This window comes from Arcobacter rhizosphaerae, from assembly GCF_049472155.1.
Classification (GTDB): domain Bacteria; phylum Campylobacterota; class Campylobacteria; order Campylobacterales; family Arcobacteraceae; genus Arcobacter_B.
In genome coordinates this window covers 84,856-110,682 of the sequence record NZ_JBMOVW010000001.1, presented here as the reverse complement: position 1 = coordinate 110,682, position 25,827 = coordinate 84,856, and the positions used below count along the sequence as shown (strand labels likewise).

General features: G+C 27.0%; 18 protein-coding genes. 9 read left to right on the top strand and 9 right to left on the bottom strand.

Features of this window, described 5'->3' with window-relative positions; translation table 11 throughout:
* Positions 1-2: 2 nt before the first annotated feature.
* The 4 genes from guaA to ACH5BH_RS00495 form a co-directional block, all read right to left on the bottom strand.
* The gene (guaA, locus tag ACH5BH_RS00510; protein ID WP_423297095.1) at positions 3-1,538 is read right to left on the bottom strand and encodes a glutamine-hydrolyzing GMP synthase; all 1,536 of its coding nucleotides are present in this window, start codon (positions 1,536-1,538) and stop codon (positions 3-5) included.
* A gap of 153 nt (positions 1,539-1,691) precedes the next feature.
* A complete protein-coding gene (gene nhaD / locus ACH5BH_RS00505) occupies positions 1,692-3,080 on the bottom strand; it encodes a sodium:proton antiporter NhaD (RefSeq protein ID WP_404304457.1) in 1,389 nt (462 codons plus the stop codon).
* Positions 3,080-4,531 (bottom strand): L-aspartate oxidase, encoded by a 1,452-nt coding sequence (locus ACH5BH_RS00500; protein ID WP_423297094.1) that lies wholly within the window; start codon positions 4,529-4,531, stop codon positions 3,080-3,082. Before ACH5BH_RS00500 ends, nhaD begins: the two co-directional genes overlap by 1 nt.
* A complete protein-coding gene (locus tag ACH5BH_RS00495; protein WP_404304461.1) occupies positions 4,531-4,656 on the bottom strand; it encodes a hypothetical protein in 126 nt (41 codons plus the stop codon). The genes ACH5BH_RS00500 and ACH5BH_RS00495 overlap by 1 nt, the downstream gene beginning before the upstream one ends.
* Before the next feature lie 88 nt (positions 4,657-4,744).
* Here ACH5BH_RS00495 and ACH5BH_RS00490 point away from each other — a divergent pair, with 88 nt between their 5' ends.
* Entirely contained in the window at positions 4,745-5,329 is a 585-nt protein-coding gene (locus ACH5BH_RS00490) for a hypothetical protein (protein ID WP_404304463.1), read from the top strand.
* Here the strand turns inward: ACH5BH_RS00490 and ACH5BH_RS00485 are convergent.
* Positions 5,313-5,906 (bottom strand): M48 family metallopeptidase, encoded by a 594-nt coding sequence (locus tag ACH5BH_RS00485; protein ID WP_423297093.1) that lies wholly within the window; start codon positions 5,904-5,906, stop codon positions 5,313-5,315. The genes ACH5BH_RS00490 and ACH5BH_RS00485 overlap by 17 nt on opposite strands.
* Positions 5,907-5,990: 84 nt before the next feature.
* Here ACH5BH_RS00485 and ACH5BH_RS00480 point away from each other — a divergent pair, with 84 nt between their 5' ends.
* From ACH5BH_RS00480 to ACH5BH_RS00460, 5 genes are all read left to right on the top strand, one after another.
* The gene (locus ACH5BH_RS00480; protein WP_423297092.1) at positions 5,991-7,160 is read left to right on the top strand and encodes a pyridoxal phosphate-dependent aminotransferase; all 1,170 of its coding nucleotides are present in this window, start codon (positions 5,991-5,993) and stop codon (positions 7,158-7,160) included.
* Between the two features lie 4 nt (positions 7,161-7,164).
* Positions 7,165-8,046: a cation diffusion facilitator family transporter gene (locus ACH5BH_RS00475; RefSeq protein ID WP_423297091.1), complete on the top strand. Its 882-nt coding sequence runs from the start codon at positions 7,165-7,167 to the stop codon at positions 8,044-8,046.
* Positions 8,018-8,482, top strand: coding sequence for a rhodanese-like domain-containing protein (locus ACH5BH_RS00470; RefSeq protein WP_423297090.1), 465 nt, complete (start codon positions 8,018-8,020; stop codon positions 8,480-8,482). The genes ACH5BH_RS00475 and ACH5BH_RS00470 overlap by 29 nt, the downstream gene beginning before the upstream one ends.
* 88 nt (positions 8,483-8,570) lie before the next feature.
* Positions 8,571-10,919 carry an HD domain-containing phosphohydrolase gene (locus tag ACH5BH_RS00465; RefSeq protein ID WP_404304472.1) on the top strand — a complete coding sequence of 783 codons (2,349 nt, stop codon included), beginning with the start codon at positions 8,571-8,573 and terminating at the stop codon, positions 10,917-10,919.
* 1 nt (position 10,920) lies between these two features.
* Positions 10,921-13,092 carry a CHASE2 domain-containing protein gene (locus ACH5BH_RS00460; protein WP_423297089.1) on the top strand — a complete coding sequence of 724 codons (2,172 nt, stop codon included), beginning with the start codon at positions 10,921-10,923 and terminating at the stop codon, positions 13,090-13,092.
* Here ACH5BH_RS00460 and ACH5BH_RS00455 read toward each other — a convergent pair.
* Positions 13,089-14,438, bottom strand: coding sequence for a surface lipoprotein assembly modifier (locus tag ACH5BH_RS00455; protein ID WP_423297088.1), 1,350 nt, complete (start codon positions 14,436-14,438; stop codon positions 13,089-13,091). The two genes, ACH5BH_RS00460 and ACH5BH_RS00455, sit on opposite strands and share 4 nt — an antisense overlap.
* On the bottom strand, positions 14,435-19,618 hold the full coding sequence (locus ACH5BH_RS00450; protein ID WP_423297087.1) for a FecR domain-containing protein: 5,184 nt from the start codon (positions 19,616-19,618) through the stop codon (positions 14,435-14,437). The genes ACH5BH_RS00455 and ACH5BH_RS00450 overlap by 4 nt, the downstream gene beginning before the upstream one ends.
* A gap of 304 nt (positions 19,619-19,922) precedes the next feature.
* Between ACH5BH_RS00450 and abc-f the strand changes: the two genes are divergently transcribed.
* Genes abc-f through ACH5BH_RS00435 form a run of 3 tightly spaced genes read left to right on the top strand, consistent with a single transcriptional unit; the run spans position 19,923 to position 23,506 of the window.
* A complete protein-coding gene (gene abc-f / locus ACH5BH_RS00445) occupies positions 19,923-21,869 on the top strand; it encodes a ribosomal protection-like ABC-F family protein (protein WP_423297086.1) in 1,947 nt (648 codons plus the stop codon).
* 47 nt (positions 21,870-21,916) lie between these two features.
* Positions 21,917-22,360, top strand: coding sequence for a GatB/YqeY domain-containing protein (locus ACH5BH_RS00440; protein WP_404304484.1), 444 nt, complete (start codon positions 21,917-21,919; stop codon positions 22,358-22,360).
* A 21-nt stretch (positions 22,361-22,381) separates the two neighbouring features.
* Entirely contained in the window at positions 22,382-23,506 is a 1,125-nt protein-coding gene (locus ACH5BH_RS00435; protein WP_423297085.1) for a GGDEF domain-containing protein, read from the top strand.
* Between the two features lie 96 nt (positions 23,507-23,602).
* On the opposite strand, the gene ACH5BH_RS00430 is transcribed toward ACH5BH_RS00435, so the two are convergent.
* Together ACH5BH_RS00430 and ACH5BH_RS00425 are read right to left on the bottom strand one after the other, a co-directional pair.
* Complete coding sequence (locus tag ACH5BH_RS00430) at positions 23,603-24,013, bottom strand: winged helix-turn-helix domain-containing protein (RefSeq protein WP_404304488.1); 411 nt, start codon at positions 24,011-24,013, stop codon at positions 23,603-23,605.
* Between the two features lie 442 nt (positions 24,014-24,455).
* Positions 24,456-25,823 carry an aspartate kinase gene (locus ACH5BH_RS00425; protein WP_404304490.1) on the bottom strand — a complete coding sequence of 456 codons (1,368 nt, stop codon included), beginning with the start codon at positions 25,821-25,823 and terminating at the stop codon, positions 24,456-24,458.
* Between the last annotated feature and the right edge of the window lie 4 nt (positions 25,824-25,827).

The window sequence follows — 25,827 nt, the reverse complement described above, 5'->3', positions numbered from 1 at the left end:
TTTTATTCCCACTCAATAGTTGCTGGTGGTTTTGAAGATATATCATAAACAACTCTGTTGATTCCATCAACTTCGTTGATGATTCTTCTTGAAATTGTTTCTAAGATATCATGAGGGATATGAGCAAATGTTGCTGTCATACCATCTGTTGCTTCTACGATTCTAACACAAACTGTATTATCATAAGTTCTGTTATCACCCATAACACCTACTGATTTTACATTTAATAAAACTGTAAATGCTTGCCATGTTTTGTCATATAAACCAGTTGCATGTAATACATCTAACATGATAGTATCAGCTTTTCTTAAAAGCTCTAAATCAGGCTTATTTACATCTCCCATAACTCTAATAGCAAGTCCTGGTCCAGGGAAAGGATGTCTTCCAATCATATCTTTTGGAAGTCCAAGCTCTAATCCTAAAAGTCTTACTTCATCTTTGAAAATTTCTCTTAATGGCTCGATTAACTCAAATGTCATCCAATCAGGTAATCCACCTACATTGTGGTGAGATTTGATAGTCTTAGATGGTCCTTTTACTGATACAGATTCAATAACATCTGTGTATAAAGTACCTTGAGCTAAGAACTCAATACCATCATGTTTTTTTGCTTCTTCATCAAATACTTCAATAAAAGTTTCACCGATGATTTTTCTTTTAGTTTCAGGATCTGTAACACCTGCTAGTCTTGAAAGGAAAGTTTCACTAGCATCAACTGTGATTAAGTCAACGCCTCTTGCTTTGAACATAGCTTCTACTTGTTCTCTTTCATTTGCTCTTAAAAGTCCATTGTCAACAAATACAGGAACTAACTGTTCACCAATAGCTTCTGCTAAAAGTGTAGCAACTACTGATGAATCAACTCCACCAGATACTCCACATAGTACTTTTTTATTTCCTACTTGGTCTTGTACTTTTTTGATTTGTTCTTTAGCAAATGAACCCATATTCCAAGTTGATTCACAACCACAAATATGTTTTGCGAAGTTTTTAAGAAGTTTAGAACCTTCTTCTGAATGGTAAACTTCTGGGTGGAATTGGAATGCATAAATTAATCTATCCATATCAGCAATTGCTGCATAAGGAGAGTTTTCAGAAGTAGCGATTTTTTCAAATCCTGCTGGGATATTTTCAACTCTATCTCCATGAGACATCCAAACAATTTGACCATCATTTGTATCTTTAAAAATATCTGATTCTTTTTCAAAATTTAATTTAGCTTTTCCATATTCATGATGATCTGCTGGTATTACAGAACCACCGAAGTGTTGAGAAATAAGCTGCATACCATAACAAATACCTAGAATTGGAAGTCCAAGTTCAAATACTGTTGCATCTGGATGATAAGAGTCTTCCGCATAAACTGAAGCTGGCCCACCTGAAAGAATAATTCCTTTAGGAGTTCTTGCCATAATATCTTCAATACTCTCGCTATATGGTACTATCTCAGAGTATACACCAGATTCTCTAAGTTTTCTAGCAATAATCTGCGTATATTGACTACCAAAATCTAAAACTACTATTGGTACATGTTTCATATTTTTATATCCTCTATGTGATTAAATAAAATCATTAATAAGAGCAGATTATATCGAAATAGAAGTAAATTTTTAGTTAAGTCTATTTTTTAGGCAAAAAAAAAGCTATCAAGATAATATCTTGATAGCTTTTAAATAATATATAAAATAGTACTAATAAGCACCTATTCCTAATATCTCAAATTGAATATACCATACTAAACAAGAAATAATATATCCTATTAAAATAGTCCAAGCATATTTCATGTGTGCACCAAATGTATATACACCATGTAATTTACCCATAACTCCAACACCTGCTGCCGAACCAAATGAAATCATTGATCCACCAACACCTGCTGTTAATACAACTAACATCCATTGAGAGTGATCCATTGGAGGGTTTGCTTTTAATACAGCTGACATTACAGGGATATTATCAACAATTGCAGATAAGAATCCAACTCCAATATTAGACCATGTTGGACCTAATACATTTGGATCATAAACTACTGCTGCTAATGCTAACCAACCAATAAAGTATAAAGCACCAACTGCTGCTAAAATACCAAAGAAGAACATTAATGTATTGTTTTCAATTTTTGCAATTGAGTGGAAAATATTAAAGTGTTCTGAACCATATTTTTTCTTAAGACCATAAGAATAAACTTTAAGAACAGAAAGACCAAACATCATACCCCACATTGCTGGTAAATGTAAAATTTGGTGTGAAAGTACTGCTGTTGCAATTGTGAAAATACCAAGTACCATAACTACTTTTGAACCCTCAGCCATTTCTGGTTTCTTTTCATTTTCTGCATCAAAGAATGGTACTTCTTCTGGTACAAATCTTGATAAAATAAATGCAGTTGCTAAATAACCAATTAATGAAGCTGGTAATAAGAATAAGAAATCTCCAAATGTTCCCTTACCTGCTGTCCATGCCATAAGTGTAGTAATATCACCAAATGGAGACCAAGCACCACCAGCATTTGCTGCAACAACGATATTAATTGCACCAGGAACTAAGAAGTCTTTTCTTTCTCTCTCAATTGTGATTAAAACAGTAGCTAAAATAAGTGCTGTAGTTAAGTTATCAGCAATTGGTGAAAGGAAGAATGCAATAAATCCAGTTACCCAAAATAGTTTTCTATATGTATATCCTTTTGTTACAAGATTATACTTAAGTCTATCAAATACACCCATGTGAATTAAAGACTCAATATATGTCATAGCAACAAATAAGAAGAAGAAAATACCTGCAATTTCTAAAATTAAGTGATTTACTTCACTTTGTAATAATCCGATATCTAAGCCATTTAATGCGTAATAAATAGCAATTAAAATAAACATAAATGTACCGATAAATAAAGCAGGTTTTGCCTTATCAATTTCATATTTTTCTTCTGCAGCAACAAAGTAGTAACCTATCGCAAAAATAAATAAACACGCAAATCCAACCCAAGTCATAGTTAAATCTGGTGTTTGAGCTGTACTTACTGCACCACCACCAGCATAAACTGCCATTGAGGTAAAAAGTAAAGTCAGTAAAACTTTCAACATTAATTCTCCTTGATATAATGTGCTCCAAGAGATTCTTTTCTCTTTAGAGCTGATGTTAGAATAGATTTTGCCGTAAGCAACCTTAAAAAAAGCAGTCTACCCACATCCTCTTGTAAATATTTTTCCACCAAGACTAGGGTTTCCTTTATTTTATTAGGGTTTCTTACAATAGATGCACTATTCCACATCGATTTTCGTAAACAATTTTTGATATCTTTATCAATTTCTTTGTTTCTTGTGTAAGATTTTATATCTTTCGTATAATTTTTATATGATATTTTAAACTCATCTTTTAATGAATTTTCAACAGCAATAGATGAAAATACAACACCCTCAAGTAATGAATTTGAAGCAAGTCTATTAGCTCCATGAACTCCTGTACAAGCTGCTTCACCAATAGCATAAAGGTTTTTCATTCCTTTAACTTTTGCATCTAGTGTTGTTTCTATCCCACCCATACTATAGTGAAAGGCAGGAGAAATTGGAACTTTATCATAAGGAAGTTCATAACCTAATTCTTTTAAGTTTGCATAAATATTTGGGAATCTTTTTTGAAAAGCTTCTTTTTCAAAACTTTCAAATGATAGATATATTTTAGAACCTGTTTTTTTATGATAATCAAAAATTGATCTACTTACTACATCTCTTGGGGCTAATTCTCCATCTTTATGATATGTAAATAAAAATCTATTATCTTGTTCATCTACAATAAAGGCCCCCTCTCCTCTTAATGCTTCACTAAGTAAAGGTTTTCTAGCAAAATGAGTTCCTTTTACAACTGTTGGATGAAATTGCATCATTTCCATATCTTTCAAGGCTAAATCTTTTTCTAAAATAATTCCTTGAATTTCTCCTGCTATTGCTGTAGAGTTTGTATGATATCTATAAATAGAACCTACTCCACCACTAGCAATAATGGTATTATGTGCATAAGCAACTTCTTGTTGTGTTTCACTTGTAAAATATTGAACTCCATAACAAATATCATCTTGAATAAGTAAATCATTTACTACCGTGTTACTTACTATTTTATGCTTACATTGAGTTAATAAAAATGAATGAATCATCCTTCCTGTAGCATCTCCATCAGCATGTAAAATTCTACTTCTACTATGTGCTGCTTCTTTTGTATAAGCTAATTTACCTTTTGAGTTTAAATCAAACTGTAAACCAGCTTCAATAAGACTTTTAACAGCTGATTGAGACTTTGAACTTAAAAGTTCCACTGCTTTTTTATCATTGTGGTTTACACCTGCTACTAAGGTATCTTGTATATGATCTTTTATATCTTCATCATTTACAGCACTAGCTATTCCACCTTGTGCCCAATAAGTATTACAATCAATTGGTTCTTTTTTACATAAAATTAATACTTTTTTATCCTCAGGAATCAATCTTGCTGCATTAAGTCCTGCTATTCCTGTTCCTATAATAATATAATCATAAACCATTAGTTTTCTTCTTTTAAATCTTTTGACTTTTTTTCATCTTTTATATAAGTTGGATCACCTTTATATCCACATCCATTAAAAGATAATATAAATCCTGCTATAATAAAGTAAATTAAATATTTCATAATTCTTGTTACATCCTGTGTACAAAATAATTTGCTTAATGCTACTAAAGAAATACTAATAAAAACCTTACTAAAGGGATATATTTATATGCAAAAAGAAGAACTTTTAACATTTAAACAAGAGCTAAAAAAGAATTTTTTTACTTTTGAAGATAAAAAAGTAAATAAAAATATACCAAATTATAGAAGTTATAAAACAACAAATAATGTTTTAACTAATCTAGCAAATAAAAAAGAGTTTTCAGAGGTTAGAAAAAGATATAAACTTCATAGTTTTTTAGAAAAGATACTTATAAAAAAAATATTAAATTATATACTATTTGCTTTTTATAGAAATGATAAGCTCTCAATTGCTGTACTTCATCCTGTTGCACAAAGTGAACTTAACTATCAAAAAAAGATGATTATGGATTATGCAAAAATGGTTCCTGACTTTAAAGATATAAAAGAAGTAGCTGTTTTTAGATATGATAAACTATACTCATTTAGTAAGAATTTTGATAAAAAAAGTTTTGATGATTTTTCAACACCTTTTAAAAAAGACAATAATGATGAAAATGAACCAAAACCATTTTATAATGAAAGAGCCCATGGAATTTTTCAAAATAGCATAAAAGATGAAAAGCTACATGAAAAACTAGAAGAAATACGTCAAATTATAAAAAACTCTTAAGTAATTTTTCTCTTTGTTTATAATCAGGACAATATTTAGAAACTAAATCCCAAAAATTCTTTGAGTGATTTTTATGTTTTATATGTGCAAGTTCATGGATTACAACATACTCCATAACTTCAAGGGGAAACTTACATAAATAAATATTAAAATTCAATTCATTTTTATAATTACAAGAACCCCAAGTATTTTTATTTTTTCTATATTTTAATAAAGTAGGATAAAGTTTCATTTTTTTTGAGTGTTTATCTACTAAATAAGGAATATATTCTTTTGCTAACTTTCTATAAAACTCATCTAAATTAGAAATATTATATAATTCTTTTTTTTGTATTTTTCCAAAATATAAAAATTCATCTTCTTTTAAACTATTTTTTTCTAGTTTTTTTAAGCCTTCTAATATCCAGTTTTTCTTTTTTTCTATTAAATTTAGTGCATCAAATTTTGTAAAATAGCTGTTTGCCTTGATTTGTATAGTATTTTTAGCTGTTACTCTTAAATAACAATGTTTCATTCTTTTTTTATTTAAAAGCTCAACATTTAGGATTAAAGAATCAATATTTATTTGAAAGTTCACACTATACCTTAAGTATTATTTTTGTATAATCTGCGAATTATATCATAAAAATATAATGTAAATTATATGTGAGGAAGAAGATTTATGAAAATTGCAAAGAGAATGGAGAACTTGTCTCCATCGGTTACTATGGCAATTACAGCCTTAGGAAGAGAGCTTAAAGCTCAAGGTAAAGATATATTAAGTTTTAGTGCAGGTGAACCTGACTTCAATACTCCTGATGTTATTAAACAATCAGCTATTAAAGCCATTGAAGATGGTCACACTAAATACACTGCCGTAGAAGGAATTATCGAAACCAAACAAGCAATTATTAATAAACTTAAAAGAGACCATGGTTTAGAGTATTCATTAGAACACATTGTTGTTAGTAATGGAGCTAAACACTCATTATTTAACCTTTTCCAACTTCTAATAGAAGAAGGAGATGAAGTAATTATTCCTGCTCCTTATTGGGTAACTTATCCTGAGCAAGTAAAATACTCTGATGGAATTCCTGTATTTATTGAAACTGATGATACAACTTCATTTAAAGTAACAGCACAGCAAGTAAAAGCAGCTATTACAGATAAAACAAAAGTATTATTATTAAACTCACCATCAAATCCAACTGGTGCAGTTTATACAAAAGAAGAATTATTAGCTATTGGTGAAGTTTTAAAAGGTACTGATATTTTAGTATTCTCTGATGAAATGTATGAAAAAATTATGTACAATGGTGAAGAGTTTACAGCTGCTGCAAGTGTTAGTGATGATATGTATGAAAGAACAGTAACAATTAATGGTTTAAGTAAATCAGTTGCTATGACTGGTTGGAGATTTGGATATATAGCAACTCCAAAAACTGAACTTGTAAGAGCTATGATTAAACTTCAAGGTCAAGTTACATCAAATGTAAACTCAATCACTCAATATGCTGCAATTACTGCCCTTGAAGGACAAGCAGATGATGATATTGAAATGATGAGAAAAGCCTTTGAGGAAAGAAAAAACATTGCAGTAGAATCTTTTAATAATATTGAAGGAATTTCTTGTATTGAACCACAAGGTGCATTTTATTTATTTGTAAATATCAAAGAAATTACAGATAACTCTATGAAGTTTTGTGAACAACTTTTAGAAGACAAAGGTGTTGCTGTTGTTCCAGGACTTGCTTTTGGTACAGAAGGATACTTTAGATTCTCTTTTGCTACAGATTTAGCAAGTATCCAAGAAGGGATCAAAAGAATTAAAGATTTTGTAGAAAACAAATAAACCTATGACTTTACAAAAAAGAGCAACAGTTGTTTCAACTTCTGTTGCTGCACTTCTTACACTTATGAAACTTGTGATTGGTATTGCAAGTGGATCTGTAGCTGTTTTAGCTTCTGCTGTTGACTCTATACTTGATATGTTCGTATCAATTTTTAATTATTTTGCCATTTCAAATTCTGAAAAACCAGCTGATAAAACTTTTAACTATGGAAGAGGAAAAGTTGAAGCTTTAGCTTCTGTTATTGAAGGTACTATTATTACTATTTCAGGTCTTTTCTTACTTTATCAAGCAGGAAAAAAAGCTACTGAGGGAACTGTATCTCAATATATGGATATATCTATTATAGTAATGATTTTATCAACGATTATTACAATTTTTTTAGTTTTATATTTAAATAAAATTGCTAAGAAAACAAACTCTATGGTTATAAAAGCAGATGCCCTACACTATAAAACTGATGTATACTCAAATGCTGCTGTTTTAATTTCATTACTATTAGTAAATTTTACTGGCTATGAAATTATTGATGTTATTGTAGGTGGTGCAATTGCTTTATTTATTATCTACTCTGCTTATGAACTTATACATGATGGTATTTTAGTTTTACTTGACAGAGCTGTTGATGATGAAATAGTTTTAGGAATTGAGAAGATTATTAGAAATAATGATAGAGTAAATACTTATCACTTACTAAAAACAAGAGAAGCTGGTCATCAAACTTTTGTGGAAGTTCATCTTGTATTTGATTGCATTATTACACTTATGGATGCCCATAGAGCAAGTGATGATATAGAAAGAAAAATCAAAAAACTAGATGAAAAAAGAGATTGGCTTATAAATATTCACATGGATCCTTATGATGATTTCACAATGGATAAAAAATAAAATGAAACTTGTGCTTAGTATTGTATTAGTATTATGCACAAGTTCTTTATTTTCAAATGAAATAAACTTTCAAATTGCAAAACTGTATAAAGCTGATATTAGTGCAAAACAAGCTTATGAGCTACAACAAAAAGGTGCTTTACTAATTGATGTAAGGACAAAAAAAGAGTTTGAACAATTAAGAGCAAAAGACTCATATAACATTCCTATTTTTTATGAAAAAAATAAACAAAGAGTATTTAATAAAAATTTTTCAAATGAAATTTATAGTTATGCAAAAAAAAATTTAAATAAAAGAATTATTCTTATTTGTAGAAGTGGTTCAAGAACAAAACTAGCTTCAAATCTGCTTGCTTACCAAGGCTTTACAAACATATACAACGTAAAATATGGATTTACTTACGATTGGATCAAACAAAAACTTCCAACTCACTAATACAAATTCTTCAAATTCTAAAATTATTTCAATATTATTATTATAAAAAAAAGATATAATTATAATAACTATATAGAAAAGGACCCCTTTGAACTTTGTAAATATTCTCGGTGCTAGTGGAAGTAAAACAAAAGATACAGGAACTACATCTTTCCAAATTTTTACTGATATTTTAATAGATGCAGGAAATGTAATAAGTATTTTAGGAGAGGATACAACAAAAATAAATCATATTTTTTTAACACACTCTCATTCTGATCACATTTTAGACTTACCATTTATTATTGAAAGTTTTTTTGAGAGCAGAAAAGAAACTTTATATATTTATGCTTCAAAAGAGACTATAAACTCTTTAAAAAAACATACTTTCAATGACTCAATATGGCCTGACTTTTCTAAAATCAACTTACTAAATAGCGACAAAAAAGCCCTTGAGTTTATTGAAATATATGCAAATGAAACGGTTTGCCTTAGAAACTATAAAATCACTGCTTTTGATGCAAAGCATATTCCAGGTGCTTTTGGATATGAAATTATAAAAGATAATGATACAGGATATATTATAAGTGGAGACACTTATGAAAATGATGAGTTAAAAAGAAGAATTGATAATAACCCTAAAATTAAATCTTTAATTATTGAGTGTTCTTTTCCAAGTTATATGAATAAATTAGCTTTTGATAGTCAACACTTAACTCCAAAACTTGTATCAAAAATTTTAAGTGAATTTAAAAGAAAAGATATTCAAATTTTCTTATATCATTTAAAACCTCTATATTTTAATGAAATAAAAAAAGAAATTGAAGATTATGGAATTTTAAAAAATGGTGGAAAAATTCTACATGAAGGAGATGTAATTCATGTAGATAAAGGTCAAACAGAAAGTGATTTAATAAGTCAAAATAAATTTGAAAGAATAATGGAAATAAACTTAGAATTATCTAGTGAGATTGATAAAGACAAGCTTTTTGAAATGATTTTAACTCTTACAAGAGAGCTTACTCATTGTGAAGCTGGAACACTATATATACTTTCAAAAGACAAAAAACATTTGGATTTTAAAGTTATTCAAAATGACCCTCTTAATATATATATGGGAGGAACAAAAGATGAAATTCAATGGAATTCAATTCCTCTTTATTTAGAAGATGGTTCAAAAAATACTAATATGGTAGCAACAACTTGTGCCTTAGAAAAAAAGATTATTAATATTCCTGATGTTTATGATGAAACAAAATATGATTTTCAAGGAACAAAAAACTTTGATAAAAGTACAGGTTATAGATCAAAATCCATGCTTGTTATTCCATTAGAAAATCATGAAAAAGATGTTATTGGGGTATTACAACTTATTAACAAAACAAAAATTATAGATTTAATTACAAACTTTACAGATAATGATGAAAAAATCATAAAAGCTTTAGCATCACAAGCTGCTATGGCATTAACAAATAGTTGGTTAATTAATAGTTTAGAAGAATTTTTAAATAGTTTTATTACAACCATTGGACATGCAATTGATGCTAAATCTCATCACACAATGAATCATATAGCAAATGTAGAAAAAATATCACTTCTTTTAGCCCAAGCAATAAATGACGATGATACTATTTATAAAGATGTTAAATATACTCAAAATGATTTTCAACAAATTAAAATTGCAGCATGGATGCATGATATTGGAAAAATTTCAATGCCTGAATCTATTATTGATAAATCAACAAAACTTTATGCAATCACAGATAGAATCAAACAAGTAAAAGAGAAGTTTGAAATATTAAAAAGAGATAGTCAAATTGCACAGTTAAAAGGTGAAATATCACAAGAAGAGTATGAAAAACAAATTGCTCAATATGATGAAGATTATAAATTTTTAGAAGAAGCAAATATTGGTGGTGAGTTTATGGATGATAGTAAAATTGAAAGAATTGAAAAAATATCACAATATACTTATCTAAAAGATGGAGTAACTCAAACAATACTAAATGAAGATGAAAAATATAACCTCTCTATTAGAAAAGGTACTTTAACAAAAGAAGAAAAAGACATAATGAACAACCATGCTAAACTCTCACTTGAGATGCTTATGCAATTACCTTTTCCTAAAAAATATAAGGATGTTCTAAACATAGCTGCAAATCATCACGAAAAGCTAAATGGTAAAGGTTATCCAAGAGGTTTAAAAGAAGAAGATCTGAGCCTTGAAGATAGAATTATGATATTAGCAGATATTTTTGAAGCTTTAACTTCAAGTGATAGACCATATAAAAGTGGGAAAAAACTATCAGAGGTATTTAAAATACTATCATTTATGGTAAAAGATAATGAAATAGATGGAAGACTACTTAGGTTCTTTCATGAGCATGATATACTAAAAAAATATGTAAATGAAAATTTAAAACCCGCTCAAATAGATAAAAGTCAATTGTTATATTAAAATGAAAAAATTTAATCTAAAAAAACTTTTTATATATATAAATGTAGCGTTAATTCTATCAATTACCTTATCATTTATATATATCTTTTTCCCTAAACTACCCGATTCACTTGATAATAGACTTAGAGATTATTTTTTTACAATTAGAGGAGAAATACCCACTTCTAATAATGTAGTAATTGTTGATATTGATGAGCATTCACTTCAAGAACTAGGTCAATGGCCTTGGCCAAGAAATAAAATATCAAAAATATTAAAAAACTTAACAGATGCAGGTGTTACAATAATTGGTTTTGACGTTGTTTTTGCAGAAGAAGACAATAGTTCACCACATAAAGTATTAAAACAATTAAATATAAAAAAAGACAATATTCCAAATTATGATTTAGATTTCGCACAAACAATAGCTTCAACTCCTACAATACTAGGTTATCTTTTTGAACTAAAAAAAAGAGAATTTCTAAATAATGCAGCACCTAAAATACCAGCAATTTATATTGAAAAAAATAAACAATTAGGAAAAGAATCTTTAATAAAAGGTGTAGGAACTGTACTTAATATTCCTTTACTTCAAGATAACTCATACTCTAGTGGTTTTTTTAATAATATTCCAGATGAATCAGGGATTATTAGAAGTGTACCTTTAGTAATAAGTTATGATGATATAATATATCCTTCTTTAGGTTTAGAACTTTTAAGAATATTACTTGATACAGACAAAGTTTATATAAACTATGATGAAGAAGGAGTATCTACTATTAGTTTAGCAAACATTGAAATACCAACAGATAGATATGGTAGAGTTTTAGTAAACTTTAGAGGGAAAGAGAAAACTTTCAATTATATTTCTGCAAATGACATATATAATAATAGTTTTAAGAAAGAGGAAGTAGCTGAAAAAATTGTTTTAATTGGTACATCAGCAGCAGGACTTCTTGATCTAAGAGCTACACCTTTTGAGTCTGTTTTTCCAGGAGTTGAAGTACATGCAAATGTAATTGATAATATAATTCAAGGTGATTTTATATATAAAGCTTCTTGGGTAGATGGAGCTAATATTTTCATAATATTCTTCTTATCTATTTTAATTGTATTACTTATAAAATATACACCTTTTTGGATGAATCCTGTAATTAGCATAAGTTTTTTAGTATTATCTTTATATGCTTTATATAAAATATTATTTACCTATGGAATTGTATTAAATATATTTTTCCCAATTGCCACAATCATTTTAGGAACTATTTTAGCTACTCTTTTTGATTATTTTTATGAAATAAAACAAGAAGAAGCTATCAAGAAAAAATTTGCTTCTAAGGTATCACAAGAAGTAATGAATAGTCTTTTAAAAGATGTTCATAGTAATGAGTTTCAAGCTATGGAAAAAGAAGTGACTGTATTTTTTAGTGATATAAGAAATTTTACAAAAATTTCTGAAAAAATGAAAGATGCAAATAAACTTATTAGCTATTTAAATGAATACATGGATCCAATGAGTAATATTATCATCAAATATCAAGGAACTATTGATAAGTACATAGGTGATGCTATTATGGCTTACTGGAATGCTCCAGCTGATGTAGACAATCATGCAGATAAAGCAGTATTAGCATCAATAGAACAAATTGAAAGCTTAAAAGCTTTAAATAAAAAGCTACAAAATGATAATAAACCTTTAGTTGATATAGGTATAGGATTAAATAGTGGTACAGCAGTAGTAGGAGAAATGGGAAGTATTGGTAGAAGTGATTACACAGTAATTGGTGATGCTATTAACCTAGGAGCAAGACTTGAATCACTATGTAAATATTATGGTTCTAAAATAAATATCTCAAATCATACAAAAGAAAAACTAAAAGGCCAATATATCTTAAGATTCTTAGATTTAGTAAAAGTAAAAGGAAAAGAAAAACCAGCAGAAATTTGGCAAGTACAAGGTAAAGGTGAAGCTTCTAAAGAATTAAAAGAAGAATTAGAACTACATCATAAAGCAATAAAACTATATCAAAACTCAAAATTTAAAGAAGCACTTGAAATATTCATAAAACTTGAAAATAATCCAGAAAAATCCAATAAAAAAATATACCAAATATATATTCAAAGATGTGAGGATTTTATACAAAACCCTCCATCAAACTTTATAGGAATTTATGAACATTCAACAAAAGGCTAAAAAGAGATAAAAGCTCCAAGATTTAATGTATATTTATTATATTCAGATGGTTCTTGATTTGATTCTCTTTTTTCATAAGAACTACCTGCATTTACAGTAAAACTATTATTTATTCGTTTCTCTAAAGATAAAGAGAAATCTCTTTCTTTATCTTCCCTTTTATTTTGAAAATTTAGATCATAATCTCTATAGTTTGTCATCTTAAAACTTGCTGATGAAGTCAAAACATAATCATCAAGAAATTCATACGAATTTGATAAATAAATCCTCGAATATGAATTTGAAATATCAGTTCTATCTTCACTTACTTCATTTTCTCTACCTGAATTAATTCCAAATGTAAAAAGTCCATAATCTTCATTTAAATACTTAAAAATAGTATTAAAATCATAAACCTTAGCATCTTTATATTTTTCACTATGATAGTTTGTTCGCCCTACTCTTAAGGAAGTACTAAATAAAACATTATTAGAAATACTTTGAGTGTAAGAAGGAGTTAAATAATAATTTAACTGATATGGTTTATGTCCTAAAAATACTTTGTCAATATTAAAAGCAAAAGAAGTTTTATAGTTTTTGCTAAAAAATACTGGTTTTGTATTTAATGATATGACATGCAAATCTTTATCTTTAAAGTTCTTATATTTTCTATTTACAAAAGAAATATTTGTATCTAATATTGTGTCATCTTCTATTTTATATTTATGATTTAAATTAAATACATTATGAAATATAGTAGTTGATTCTTCTTGTGCATTAGTACTTACTCTAATATTTGAACCTAAATTTGGACTATAAATATTAAAAATATCATTTAAAGAAGTATTATTTACATTTGAATCATAAATAATTGAACTAATAAAATAAGCAGAAACTTGACTTCTTTTTTGTTTATTTTGAAGTATAGCTATTGTTTTTTCTACTTTTTTACTAATAACAGCAGGAAGATTACCCTTTGAAGCTTTTTTAAACTCTTCTAAGGCTTGTCCCCATAAAGCCATTTGAAGATAGCTTTGTGCAAGTTCTAGTCTTACTTTAGAATTATTTGGCTCTTGAATTAATATCCTATCATAAGCACTTATAGCAAACTCATATTTTCCTAATTCATAAGCACTTCTACCAAGATAGTAATTTATTAAAATATTATCTAAATTATTTTGAAACAATAAATTAAACTCTTTAAAAGATTTATCATAATTTTTATTTTTAAAAGCCTTCAATGCTTTTGAATATTGTGCTTTATATACATTATTTATACCAATCTTTTCTTGTTTATATTGAGCAACTAGAGGCATTGATAAAAAAACTGTTGCTGTAAAACTTGAACATATTAATTTATTAATCATTTTTTTGTAGCCTTAAATACACCTCTGGCTTTATCATATTCAAATTTACCCCCAATACTTTTCAAATTATTTCCTCCATAATATCTACCACTTAAAGAACCACTCTTTGTAGCTGTTGGGTTTCCAGCTGGTTTAAAACCTCCACTGAAACCTGAATTTGTAATATTTGCACTATCTACTGCTAAATCAATATTATATAAATTTGAAGTAGCTGATTTAAACTGCATATTACCTGTCATATTTTTGACTCCACCACCAACTTCAAAATTAATTTTTACTTTATTTGTATTATCCATTAAAATTGGATTTGTAAAATCAATAGTTCCTAAAACTTTACCATTAAACTCAAGGTTCTGAGTAGCAGATGTATCACTCATAATTTGATCCATATACGAAGTATTAGTAACCTCACCTGCTACCCAAGTAGATAATGGGCTTGTTGAAGCAGTATTATTATCAAGATATATATATTCTTTACTTGCCCAATATCCCCAAGAACTACCATCATCTGACATAAAGGGATTATCTTCTTCATCATACATTACAAACTCACCAACACTATTATAACCACCATCAGGTACAGCTATAAAAATTCCATTTTGATTAGTATCAGCTTCAAGAACACGTGCTCCAAAAATATCATCATTTATATAATAAGCTTTACCATCTTCACTAACATTACCTCCAAATAATGCAGTTTGTAAATAAACATTTTGATTAGTTACATTTAATAATGAAAATAAATTTAACGTAGAGTCATCTTCTTGAATATCACTATTATAAGATATTGTAGAATGAATATTTATATAACTTTGTATTTTGTTGAGTTTAATTTCAATATCTCCTGTTTTAGCTGTGCTTCCTATATTAAAATTAGCTATAAAAACAGTATCTCCAATAAGTGTTTTTGAACTATTGATATCTTTTGCCGTTTCTTGTTTACTTAAAAAAGATGTATTTAGTTTTGTATAACTATCTGCAGTTCCTTTTTTTATATCAAACTTTTGAGTTAAACCTTGCTCTATTGAACCATAAAATATATTTGAAGCTGAAGAAGAAGTAAAAGTATCGATACTAGTTAATTTTTCATTATTAGAACCATTATAATTAAATTTATTTTCTAAAAATACCACATCAAAACTATTACTTTGTAGATCTTTTTTTCTTGCTACAAATGTTGTTGCACCTTGTGAATATATGTCTTTTTTAAATTGAGTAAAAGAACCTGTTTTAGGATTATAATAAGCTATAGTTTCATCATTATTTAAAACCCTTGTTCCATCATTATTTTCAATTAATGTTTTGAAACTTTTATAAATATATGTTTTAGAAGTGTTAAAATTATCTGAATTATCAACTCCGTAAGTAAACAAAGTTTTTGAAGTATTTGAACTTGAACTATATGAAACAAAATATTCCAGTAAATTATCTGCTTGAACTAAATATAAAGGATCAGTACTTGAAGAAGATTCTTTAAATACTCCTAGTTGACTATGCCCTTTGTATGGAGAAACTGGATTTGTTAAAAGTTTTTCATTTGTTTTTACACTAGATAATTCGAAAACTTTATCTTGTAAATTAATTGAATCAGGAGTATCATTTGATAAAAATTCACTTTTATTAGAAGATGCAATGATTTTATTTTTTACATTTAAACTTGCAGTTTGTGCTAACTGAATTGATTCAGTGGCATTTGCTTGTGCTGTATCTGATTCTTGTTTTGCTAAATTATAAGCAGAATTTGCTTCATTTTTATTTGCTAAGGCTTGATTTTTAAATGTATCTACAGATAAATTATCCAGAAGAGCCTTTGCTTCATTGTAAGCTAAAATAGCATCTTCTTTTTCTTGAAGTGCTAAATCATATAATTGTTGTGCTTTTTGAACAGCACTTTGAACACTTGCTTTTGCTGTAGTTGAAGCAGTAGATACTTTTGTTTCAAGTACTTTTAGTTCATCTAACTCATTTTTTAAAGTTTCCAACTTTTCTACTGTTTGATTTTTTGCATTTAAAGCTGTTGATAATTGAGTTTGTGCTTGTGTCACTTTAGATATTAAATTTGTATATGCTGTATTTGCTAAGTCTGATTTTTCTTTTGCTAAATCAGATTTTTCTTTTACTAATAAAGCTTGATCTTGTACTATTTTAGCAGAATATGCAACTTGAACATCTGTTGTGTCTTGATCTTTTGCAGTATTAAAAGATGTTTTTGAAATATTTGAAGCTTCAACTGCTTGTGTTTTTGCATTTACAGCACTTTCTTTATGATTTACTAATGAAGTTGAAGATGTTTGTGCATTTGAAACAGCTGTAGATGTATTTGTTTTTGCAGTAAGAACTATGTTTTTTTGAGTATTCACATCTGTTTTTGCTTTTTTTGAATCTTCTAAAGACTCCAATACATCTTCTAAATTATCTAAAATCGTTAAAGTATCAACTGCTTTTTGTGCATCATCTACACTCTTTGTTGCTTTTGTATTTAGTTCATTATTCTTATTATCAAATAAATTTTTTATTTCATTATAAGCGATTAAAGCATTATCATAAGCTATTTTTGCTTCATCTTTTTTATTTTTTAATTTATTTATCAAAGAAGTAGATAAAGAACTATTTAAAGTACTACTATCAAGAGTATTAATATTTATTAACATATTTTCGTATGCTGTTTTTGATTCTAAATACTTATTATTAGCATTATTTTTTGCTATTAAAGCACTTGCAACCTTATTTGATATTTCATCTAATTTATTTTTATAAATACCCTCTGTAACTTTTAATTTAAAAGTGTTTGCATTTACTAAAATAGTATTTGAAGATGTTTTTCGTGATGAAATTTCATTTTGTAAATTCTCCAAAGTATTAGTATTAATTGATGAATTTTGAACTGCACTATTTATAGCTTGGGATAAGCTCTCTTGTGTTGTATTATTGTTATTTAAAGATCTAGTGGAATTACCTACAATAATGTCAACTTCACTTGATTGAGGAAGAGTTTGTATTTTTTCTTTTGCTTCTTGATTAAAACCATCAACTACACTTTTAAAAGAAAGAGCACTTGAAGTAGCCTTATTTGATGTATCAACTAGGTTTAATATATCTGATAGTTTTTTTAATATCTTTGCATCATTTACAGCCTCTTGTGCGTCATTTATAGATAACTGTACATTATCATAAGCATTTTTTCTATCAGTATAAATACTATTTGCATTATTATACTTTTCTAAAGCTGTTTCATAAGCTTGTCTTGCTTGATTATAATTGTCTTGAACTTTTTGCTTAAAACTATTTTCTATTTGTGAAGTTATTAGTGCATTTGAGTCATTGTGTTTTGCTGAAGTTATTAAACTATTTACTTTCTGTAATTCAACAGTTGATAAATCATAATTTGTTTTAGCTATAGTTAAATTATTATTAGCAACATCAAGTTTTAACTTAGCATTGTCTAGCTTATTTTTATTTTCAGTTGTATCTACAGTATTCTTCAAAGTTTCTGCATTACTTAAAAGTGTAGTATTTAAGCTAGAGTTTGAGACTAATTGTGATACTTCATTTAATAATGTATTATCAATATCACTACTTGATGTTGAAGTTTGAAGAGTATTTATAACTTTATTGATTGATGTTTTTGTTGTAGCTTTTGCATTTTGACTATTTGTTTTTAAAGTAGTTGTTTCATTTTCTTTTGTTAGATTCAAAATAAATTCATTAGCTAAATTAGTATTTTGAAGTACTAAATTCTTTGCATTTTTTGAATTCGTGTTTGCAGTAGAAGTAGTAGATAAAAGAGTTTTAAGACTATCTATATTTACTAAAAAAGATGCTTGATTATAAGCTTGTTGTGCATTAGACAAACTTTTATCTAAACTATCTATTGCTTTTTGTTTATCTTCATATTCACTCTTTATTGAAGTATATAAACTTTGTATTTTTTTATAATCATTTTCAGCTTTTTTAAGTCTACTTTCTAACTTATTTATATATGAAGGATTTAACTTTTTTTGTTTTGCATTTTTAATAGATAAGTTAACAGTATCAATTTTGTTTTTACTTCGTTCTAAATGATTTTCTGCTTTTAGAACTTCATCTTTAACTTTTTTTAATTTTTCTCTTTTAATAGATAAATCATTTGTGTAAGCTTGAATTTTTGATAATTCACTTGTAGCTAAACTTTTAATATTTTCAGGTGTATTATTATTGTTGTCTATAATAGATGAATCATCTAAGCCTAAATCTTTTTTAATAATACTAAATATTGCCTCTACTTTAGTATTTGTTTGTGTTAATATATTCTCAGAAGTTTCACTATAAGATAAAACTTCACTTGAAGTTGGTATATCTTCAAGATCTTTTTTTGTTTGATTTTCTTGTTCTTCTAAAGTATTTTTTATATTCTCTACAGTGTTAGAAGCAACTTCAATTTCATTTATTGTATCAAGAAATACTTTTTTATTGTCTGCTTCATTATCTTCAATAACTTCATCAGTAACTTCATCATTTGTATTTTCAACATCATTATTTATATTATTTTCATTATCATTTGAAGGAATTTCTCCTATATTAGATGATGTATCAGATGAAATATTTGAAACATTATTTTCATTTAAAGATACTTGATTTTCTAAAGTTGTTCGTATTTCTTTTGTGATAGTTTTAGGTTTAGTAGGAGGTTTGTTTTTTTCTATAATTGTTATTTCATTTGCTTCTACATCAACTTCTTGCCCAAATGATTCTACTGTTATGGCACCTTGTGTACAAGCAACAAATTGTTGGTTACCTAATACAATTGTACCACGAATACCTATTGTTGCATTTTTTGTTCTAAGTTTAAATTTTTCTCTATTTATTTTTCCAATTTTTCCAGTTATTGTTTTAAAAGCACCTTTAAAAAAGTTAAAATTTGCTTTTGAGTTTTTCGGAGTTTTAGGATCATATAAATATTCACTTATATTTAATGAAGAGTTCTTACCCAAAGTAATAATAGTGTTATCTTTAAATATCAACTGGACTTTTGAGTTATCTTTAGTATAAACAATATCTTTTTCTAGTATTTTTAAGCCCACATTTATGGGAATACTACTACTTCCTCTTTGTACTTTTGCATCACCTACAACAGTCGAAATTTTAGCAATATTAGCAAGAGACACTGTCACTAACATAAAAAATAATAATATATATTTCATTATAAAATCTTTATCTTGGTTTATTAATAATTGTTTTACAATATAATAATACCCAATTTTTCTTTAGTTTGTAAGATTTTTTTTAACTTGATAACATTTTTATTCTAAAAAAATTTATCTTTGATTTTTATAATTAAAAAAATTAAATAATATTAGTAAATACATATAACAAAAACAATAACATATATAAAAAATATTATTAAAGCAGTTTTTGACCTTAAAATAGGTAATATCATTATTTAAATTTAAAGAAAATTTTGATTTCTAACTATTTTAAATCAATTTACAAAAGAAGAATTATTTTATGGCACTAATAGACCTACAAAACATAAACAAACAATACGATATAAAAACTATTTTAAAAGATGCAAACTTTACTTTAACTCAAGGTCAAAGAATTGCAGTTATTGGACAAAATGGACAAGGAAAATCTACATTATTTAAAATAATAATGAATCAAGTAGAACCTGATAGTGGAGAAATTTCAATAGATAAATCTCTAAAAATTGAAATGCTTGACCAACAACCAAAATTTAAAGCTGGTATCAATGTAAGACAAGCTATTGAAGAGCAATTAACACAAATAAAAGAAGCAAAAAATGAATATGAACAAATTACATTACAAATTGCTACAGACTATGAAAATCAAGAACTATTAAAAAGACAAAGTCAACTTGTGACTTTTATTGATTTTCATAATGCTTGGGATTTAGATAACACTATTGAGAGAGTTTTAAAAGAGTTCCAATTAAAACAGTATGAGTTTAAAGATGTAAATCTTTTAAGTGGTGGAGAGCAAAGAAGAGTTAGTTTAGCTGGATTATTACTTAAAAAACCTGATGTGCTTTTACTTGATGAGCCAACAAACCACCTTGATGTTTATATGGTTGAATTTTTAGAAAGTTTACTTCTAAAAAACAATTTTACATTACTTTTTATATCACATGATAGATACTTTATAGATAACATTGCAACAGCAATTATTGAAGTTGAAGGTGGAACATTAAAAAGATTTAATGGTGGATATTCTTCATATTTAGAACAAAAGCAGCAAATACTTCAAAATATGCAAAAAGACCATGATAATCTGTTAAGACTTGTAAAAAGAGAAGCTCATTGGATGCAAAGAGGTGTTACTGCTAGAAGAAAAAGAAATGAAAGAAGAAAATCAGAATATTTTGAGTTAAAAAAACAAGCAAAATCCAATCCAGCTGCTATTAGAAAAATGAGCCTAGAACTTCAAAGAGAACAAAAATCATTTAATAGTGAAGAAAAGCAACAAAATAAAAAGAAAATGCTTTATGAATTAGATGATATTTGTAAAAAACTAGGAGATAAAGAGCTTATAAGAGATTTTACAACTAGAATTTTACAAAAAGATACTATTGCTATTGTAGGACCAAATGGAAGTGGAAAATCAACTTTACTTAAAATTTTCATGGAAAAAATGAGCATAGATAGTGGAAGGTTTAAAAAAGGTGATTTCAATATAGGATACTTTGATCAACAAAGAGAAATGTTAGATGATAACAAAAACTTAATGGAAACATTTTGTCCAAATGGTGGAGATAGAGTAGTCCTTGATGATGGAAGGAACCTCCATGTTTATGGCTATTTAAAGAATTTTTTATTTCCAAGAGAATATTTAGATAAAAAAATTGGGGTTTTAAGTGGAGGTGAAAAAAATAGAGTTGCCCTTGCCCTACTTTTTACAAAGAATGTTGATTGTCTAATCCTTGATGAACCGACAAATGATTTAGATATTCCAACTATTAATATTTTAGAAGAGTACTTACAAAACTTTCAAGGTGCACTTATCTTTGTATCACATGATAGATATTTTGTTGATAAGATCGCAAAAAAATTATTTGTTTTTAAAGGAAGTGCACAAGTTGAAGAAAGTTTCCAAGCATATACTGAATATTTAGAAATAGAAAAAGAACTTCGAGAACTTGAAGACTTAGAAAAAAATTCTTCTAAACAAACAATTTCTAAAGCTAAAAATTCTGAAAAAAAACAAACAAAACTTTCATACAAAGATCAAAGGGATTATGATAAGTTACCCCAAGAAATTGAAGAACTTGAAAAAAAAATAGAAGAAATAAACACTTGTTTAGCAAATCCTGCTTGTTATGAACAAAAAGGAATTGTAGCAGTTTCAAAAGAGTTAGAAGAAACACAAAGTATCTATGAACAAAAAGTTGAAAGGTATTTAGAGCTTGAAGAGTTAATTGAAAGCTTTAATTCATAAAAAGATATAATTATTTAAATTTAATTATTAAAAAACAAAGGATATAAATGAGCTTAAAACAGCAATTAAAAGATGATGTAAAAACTGCAATGAAAGAAAAAAATGTTGTTAAAAGAGACTCAGTTAGAGCTATTAATACAATGATTAAACAAATAGAAGTTGATGAAAGAAAAGAATTAAATGACGAAGATATCATTAAACTAATTCAAAAAGGTATTAAACAAAGAGAAGAAGCTGTAACTCAATATAAAGAGGCTTCAAGAGATGATTTAGCAGCTAAAGAACAAGAACAAATTGATGTTTTCGCTCAATATCTACCAAAACAACTTACTGATGAAGAACTTGAAGAAGGACTTAAAGAAATTATTGAACAAACAGGTGCTACATCAATGAAAGATATTGGTAAAATTATGGGGCAGGCAACTAAAAAATTTGCAGGTGTTGCTGATGGAAAAAGAATAAATGAAACAACTAAAAAACTTTTATCTTAAATAAAAGACATAAGGAAAAACATGGAAGTAAATAGCTTTTTTGATAACTTAACTGAAAGAGAGCAAAGTGAAGTTAAAATAAACAATATTGATACTTTGCCTAAATTAATATCTTTATTATTAAAAAGAGTATCAAAAGAAAACGTTGCACCACTAGCATCTTTGCTAAAACAATCAGTACTTCCTTCTATTTGTATTGAAATTGATGATGAGATTGAACACCTGTTTATCAAAATTGATGCAAACCCAGAGATTCTATTTGAAAAAGAAGTTCAAGAAAAAATTGAAGATTTTATTTTCAAAAGATTTGAAGCTGATAAAAAACTAGTAGTAGAAAAAACTTCTGATATTTCTCAATTTGTAACATTGATGGGTCAATATTTAAATGATGCTATATCAAGTAGTGGGAATGGTTCTAAAAATGTTATTAATATAAAAGAAAAAATTGAAGCAATTGATTTATCAAAAAATGGGATAACAGAATTAGCAGAACTTCAAAAACAGTTAGTTAGTGCAGCAACTTCAATAGAAAGTGAGATGAATACAGTAAGTACAAAACTTAAAACTGGAAAATCAAAAGTTGAAGAACTTGAAGATAAAGTAAAAACTTTAGAAGAAGAGTTAAAAAAATCAAGAAATGAAAGTATGAGAGATCATTTAACAGGTCTTTTAACAAGAAGAGCTTATGAAGAAGAATTAAAAAGAATAGAAAGTGATCATACACGCAATGGAAATGAATATGCTGTAGTATTTTTTGATATAGACCATTTTAAAAAAATAAATGATACTTATGGACATGATTGTGGAGATGTTATACTAAAAACTTTTGCTAAGATTTTAGAAAAAGCAACAAGAGATCATGATATCGTAGCTAGATATGGAGGAGAAGAATTTATAGCACTAGTTAATTTTAATCTAACAAGAGAACTACTTCAATATCTAAAAAGAGTAAAACAAATTGTAACTTCTAATAACTTCGTATATAAAGAAAATAAAATCAAAGTTACATTTTCTGCTGGTGTAACTATAAGAAGTAGCCATTCATGCTATGAAAATGCTATACAAAAAGCGGATATGCTACTTTACCAAGCAAAAGAAAATGGAAGAAATCAAATAAAATTAGAAGATGGAAGAACTATAAAGTAGTAATAATTATTTTTTTATATCTAATTTTTTATAAAAAAATAACTAAAAAACTTAAGTCTTAAACTTAAGTTTTTTAATAAGTAGTAAACTTATTTATTAGTTCATTGAATAACCAATATTAGAATGATTCTTAATTAAATCATAATAAGTTTTATCTCTTAAAGTTTTAACTTTATTTCTTAATGTAAATCTTGTCATATTTTTACCTTTCCAAGCTACATTATGAATAGTTTCAATAGAAACAATTTCACCTCTATTTTCTAATAATAGTGAGAATAAAGCCTCTTCAATTCTAGTAAGCTTAACTTCATCATTAAAACTATTAAATAGTTTTGAATTTGCTTTATTATAATAAAAACCATTATCTAACTGAACAATACTATTGATATCTTTATCAATTAGTCTACTTACATACTCATCTAAAGAGATATCAAGTTTTTGTACTTTACTCTTTAACTTTTCATTGTTTTCATCTGTAATAGAGATGTTAATGTTTAAATTTTCCATACATTATCCTTTATCTTTATTTTTTCTAAAATTATAATAACATTTTTCTGTGTAGCACTTATGTATAAAGCATTATATATTAATAAAAAAATAAATATATGATATTTTTTAAATAATTTAAAGCAAATTTACGTAAATTCTCTAAAAAAACCATATAAAAACAATACTTTTTACAAGAAAAATGACTAAAATTAGCTATTAAATAATGCAAACTATTATATTTAAGGGTTTTTGTAACCTTTTGATACAAAAGTAGCAAATATAGCTATTTTTTTAGAAGTATAGCCATTTTTGCTATAAAACTTACTAAAAAAAGTGTGACTTAGTTGTTTTTTTTTGAAATTTATAAAAAAATTGTTCTTTTATTATGTTTTTTAATGCTATTAAAATTTTTTTGATGGTTTTTGTAACCATAATATGATTATTATGGCTACAAGTTTTATTAATTAGTTAAAAGTTTTGAATATAAAGTTTGAAGTGCAGCTTCTGCTACATTTTGAGATACACCAATATGTAATGATACTTTTGAAGGACTCATATCAAACATATCAAAAGTGATATTGTTTTCTTTTAAAGCTGTAATTGCATCAACTATAGCAAACGTATTTTCTTTTAATCCAATACCAACTAAAGTAATAACTGATAAATTATATGTTACATGAATATTTCTTGTTTTTAATCTTCGCTCAATTTCTCTTCTTAGATTATTAATATTACCTTTTAAATCTTCTTGATCAACTAAAATAGCAATATCATCTTTATCTGTTGGATAATGATAAGTATTAATACAGTACTCACTAAAGATTTTAAGTAATTCTGCTGTAAAACCTATTTCGTCAGCAAGCATATCTTTTTGAAGATGAATTGAAGCCATATTATCAAGTTTGGCAATTCCAACTAAATCTTCCATTGGAACTCTTTCATTTAATATAAGTGTTCCTTCATGTTCAGGATTATTTGTATTTTTAATATTGATAGGTATTTTACTTTTCTTACAATTTAGCATTGCATCAAAATGAAATACATTAAAACCTTTTGAACTTAATAGTCTTAATTCTTTAAAAGTAAGTCTTGGAATTACATTTGCATCACTTATAACCCTTGGATCTACTTCATAAACACCATTTGTATCTGTCCAGTTTTCATAAATATCAGCATCTAAAGCATAAGCTAACTCTCCACCTGTTAAGTCAGAACCACCTCTACTCATAACTGCAATTTCATTCTCTTTTGTAACTCCATAAAATCCAGGAACTAAATACATTTCATGTTTATCAAAAGTAAACTTATCTGCAATATTACAATGCGTTGCTTTTTGAACTTTCCCATTTGTATAATCAGAACTCAATAAAAATCCAAAATCTTCTGGTAACATTAGCTTTATATTTAAGCCATTTTTTTTCATATATTGTGCAATAATCTTAGCATTATAATGTTCACCTCTTGATAAGAAAAAAGCTTGTTTTTTATCATCTTTTAAAGTACTATTAACCAAATCTTTTTCTAACTCATTCAATATCACTTTTTTATCCACTTGTAAATCATCACAAAGTTTTTCAAATTTACTAATAATCGCAGATAAACTTTGTTTTGTAGATATTTCTATTTTTTGCTCACAAAAATGTTTTCCATTAGTAGCTAAATTTAATAAATGATCTGTAATTTTCTCATTATATTCATCATCTCGACCTGGTGCTGATACAACTATAACTCTTCTTTCTTTATCACTTTTTACAATATCAAAAACTTTTTTTATCTGGGAGGAGTCTTTTACTGAACTACCTCCAAATTTACAAACTTTAATATTCATTTTA

Bases quoted from the DNA above. Each gene is read 5' to 3' on its own strand.
- guaA (WP_423297095.1), bottom strand. From the start codon at position 1,538: ATGAAACATGTACCAATAGTAGTTTTAGATTTTGGTAGTCAATATACG.
- nhaD (WP_404304457.1), bottom strand. From the start codon at position 3,080: ATGTTGAAAGTTTTACTGACTTTACTTTTTACCTCAATGGCAGTTTAT.
- ACH5BH_RS00500 (WP_423297094.1), bottom strand. From the start codon at position 4,531: ATGGTTTATGATTATATTATTATAGGAACAGGAATAGCAGGACTTAAT.
- ACH5BH_RS00495 (WP_404304461.1), bottom strand. From the start codon at position 4,656: ATGAAATATTTAATTTACTTTATTATAGCAGGATTTATATTATCTTTT.
- ACH5BH_RS00490 (WP_404304463.1), top strand. From the start codon at position 4,745: ATGCAAAAAGAAGAACTTTTAACATTTAAACAAGAGCTAAAAAAGAAT.
- ACH5BH_RS00480 (WP_423297092.1), top strand. From the start codon at position 5,991: ATGAAAATTGCAAAGAGAATGGAGAACTTGTCTCCATCGGTTACTATG.
- ACH5BH_RS00475 (WP_423297091.1), top strand. From the start codon at position 7,165: ATGACTTTACAAAAAAGAGCAACAGTTGTTTCAACTTCTGTTGCTGCA.
- ACH5BH_RS00470 (WP_423297090.1), top strand. From the start codon at position 8,018: ATGATGATTTCACAATGGATAAAAAATAAAATGAAACTTGTGCTTAGT.
- ACH5BH_RS00460 (WP_423297089.1), top strand. From the start codon at position 10,921: ATGAAAAAATTTAATCTAAAAAAACTTTTTATATATATAAATGTAGCG.
- ACH5BH_RS00455 (WP_423297088.1), bottom strand. From the start codon at position 14,438: ATGATTAATAAATTAATATGTTCAAGTTTTACAGCAACAGTTTTTTTA.
- ACH5BH_RS00450 (WP_423297087.1), bottom strand. From the start codon at position 19,618: ATGAAATATATATTATTATTTTTTATGTTAGTGACAGTGTCTCTTGCT.
- abc-f (WP_423297086.1), top strand. From the start codon at position 19,923: ATGGCACTAATAGACCTACAAAACATAAACAAACAATACGATATAAAA.
- ACH5BH_RS00440 (WP_404304484.1), top strand. From the start codon at position 21,917: ATGAGCTTAAAACAGCAATTAAAAGATGATGTAAAAACTGCAATGAAA.
- ACH5BH_RS00435 (WP_423297085.1), top strand. From the start codon at position 22,382: ATGGAAGTAAATAGCTTTTTTGATAACTTAACTGAAAGAGAGCAAAGT.
- ACH5BH_RS00430 (WP_404304488.1), bottom strand. From the start codon at position 24,013: ATGGAAAATTTAAACATTAACATCTCTATTACAGATGAAAACAATGAA.
- ACH5BH_RS00425 (WP_404304490.1), bottom strand. From the start codon at position 25,823: ATGAATATTAAAGTTTGTAAATTTGGAGGTAGTTCAGTAAAAGACTCC.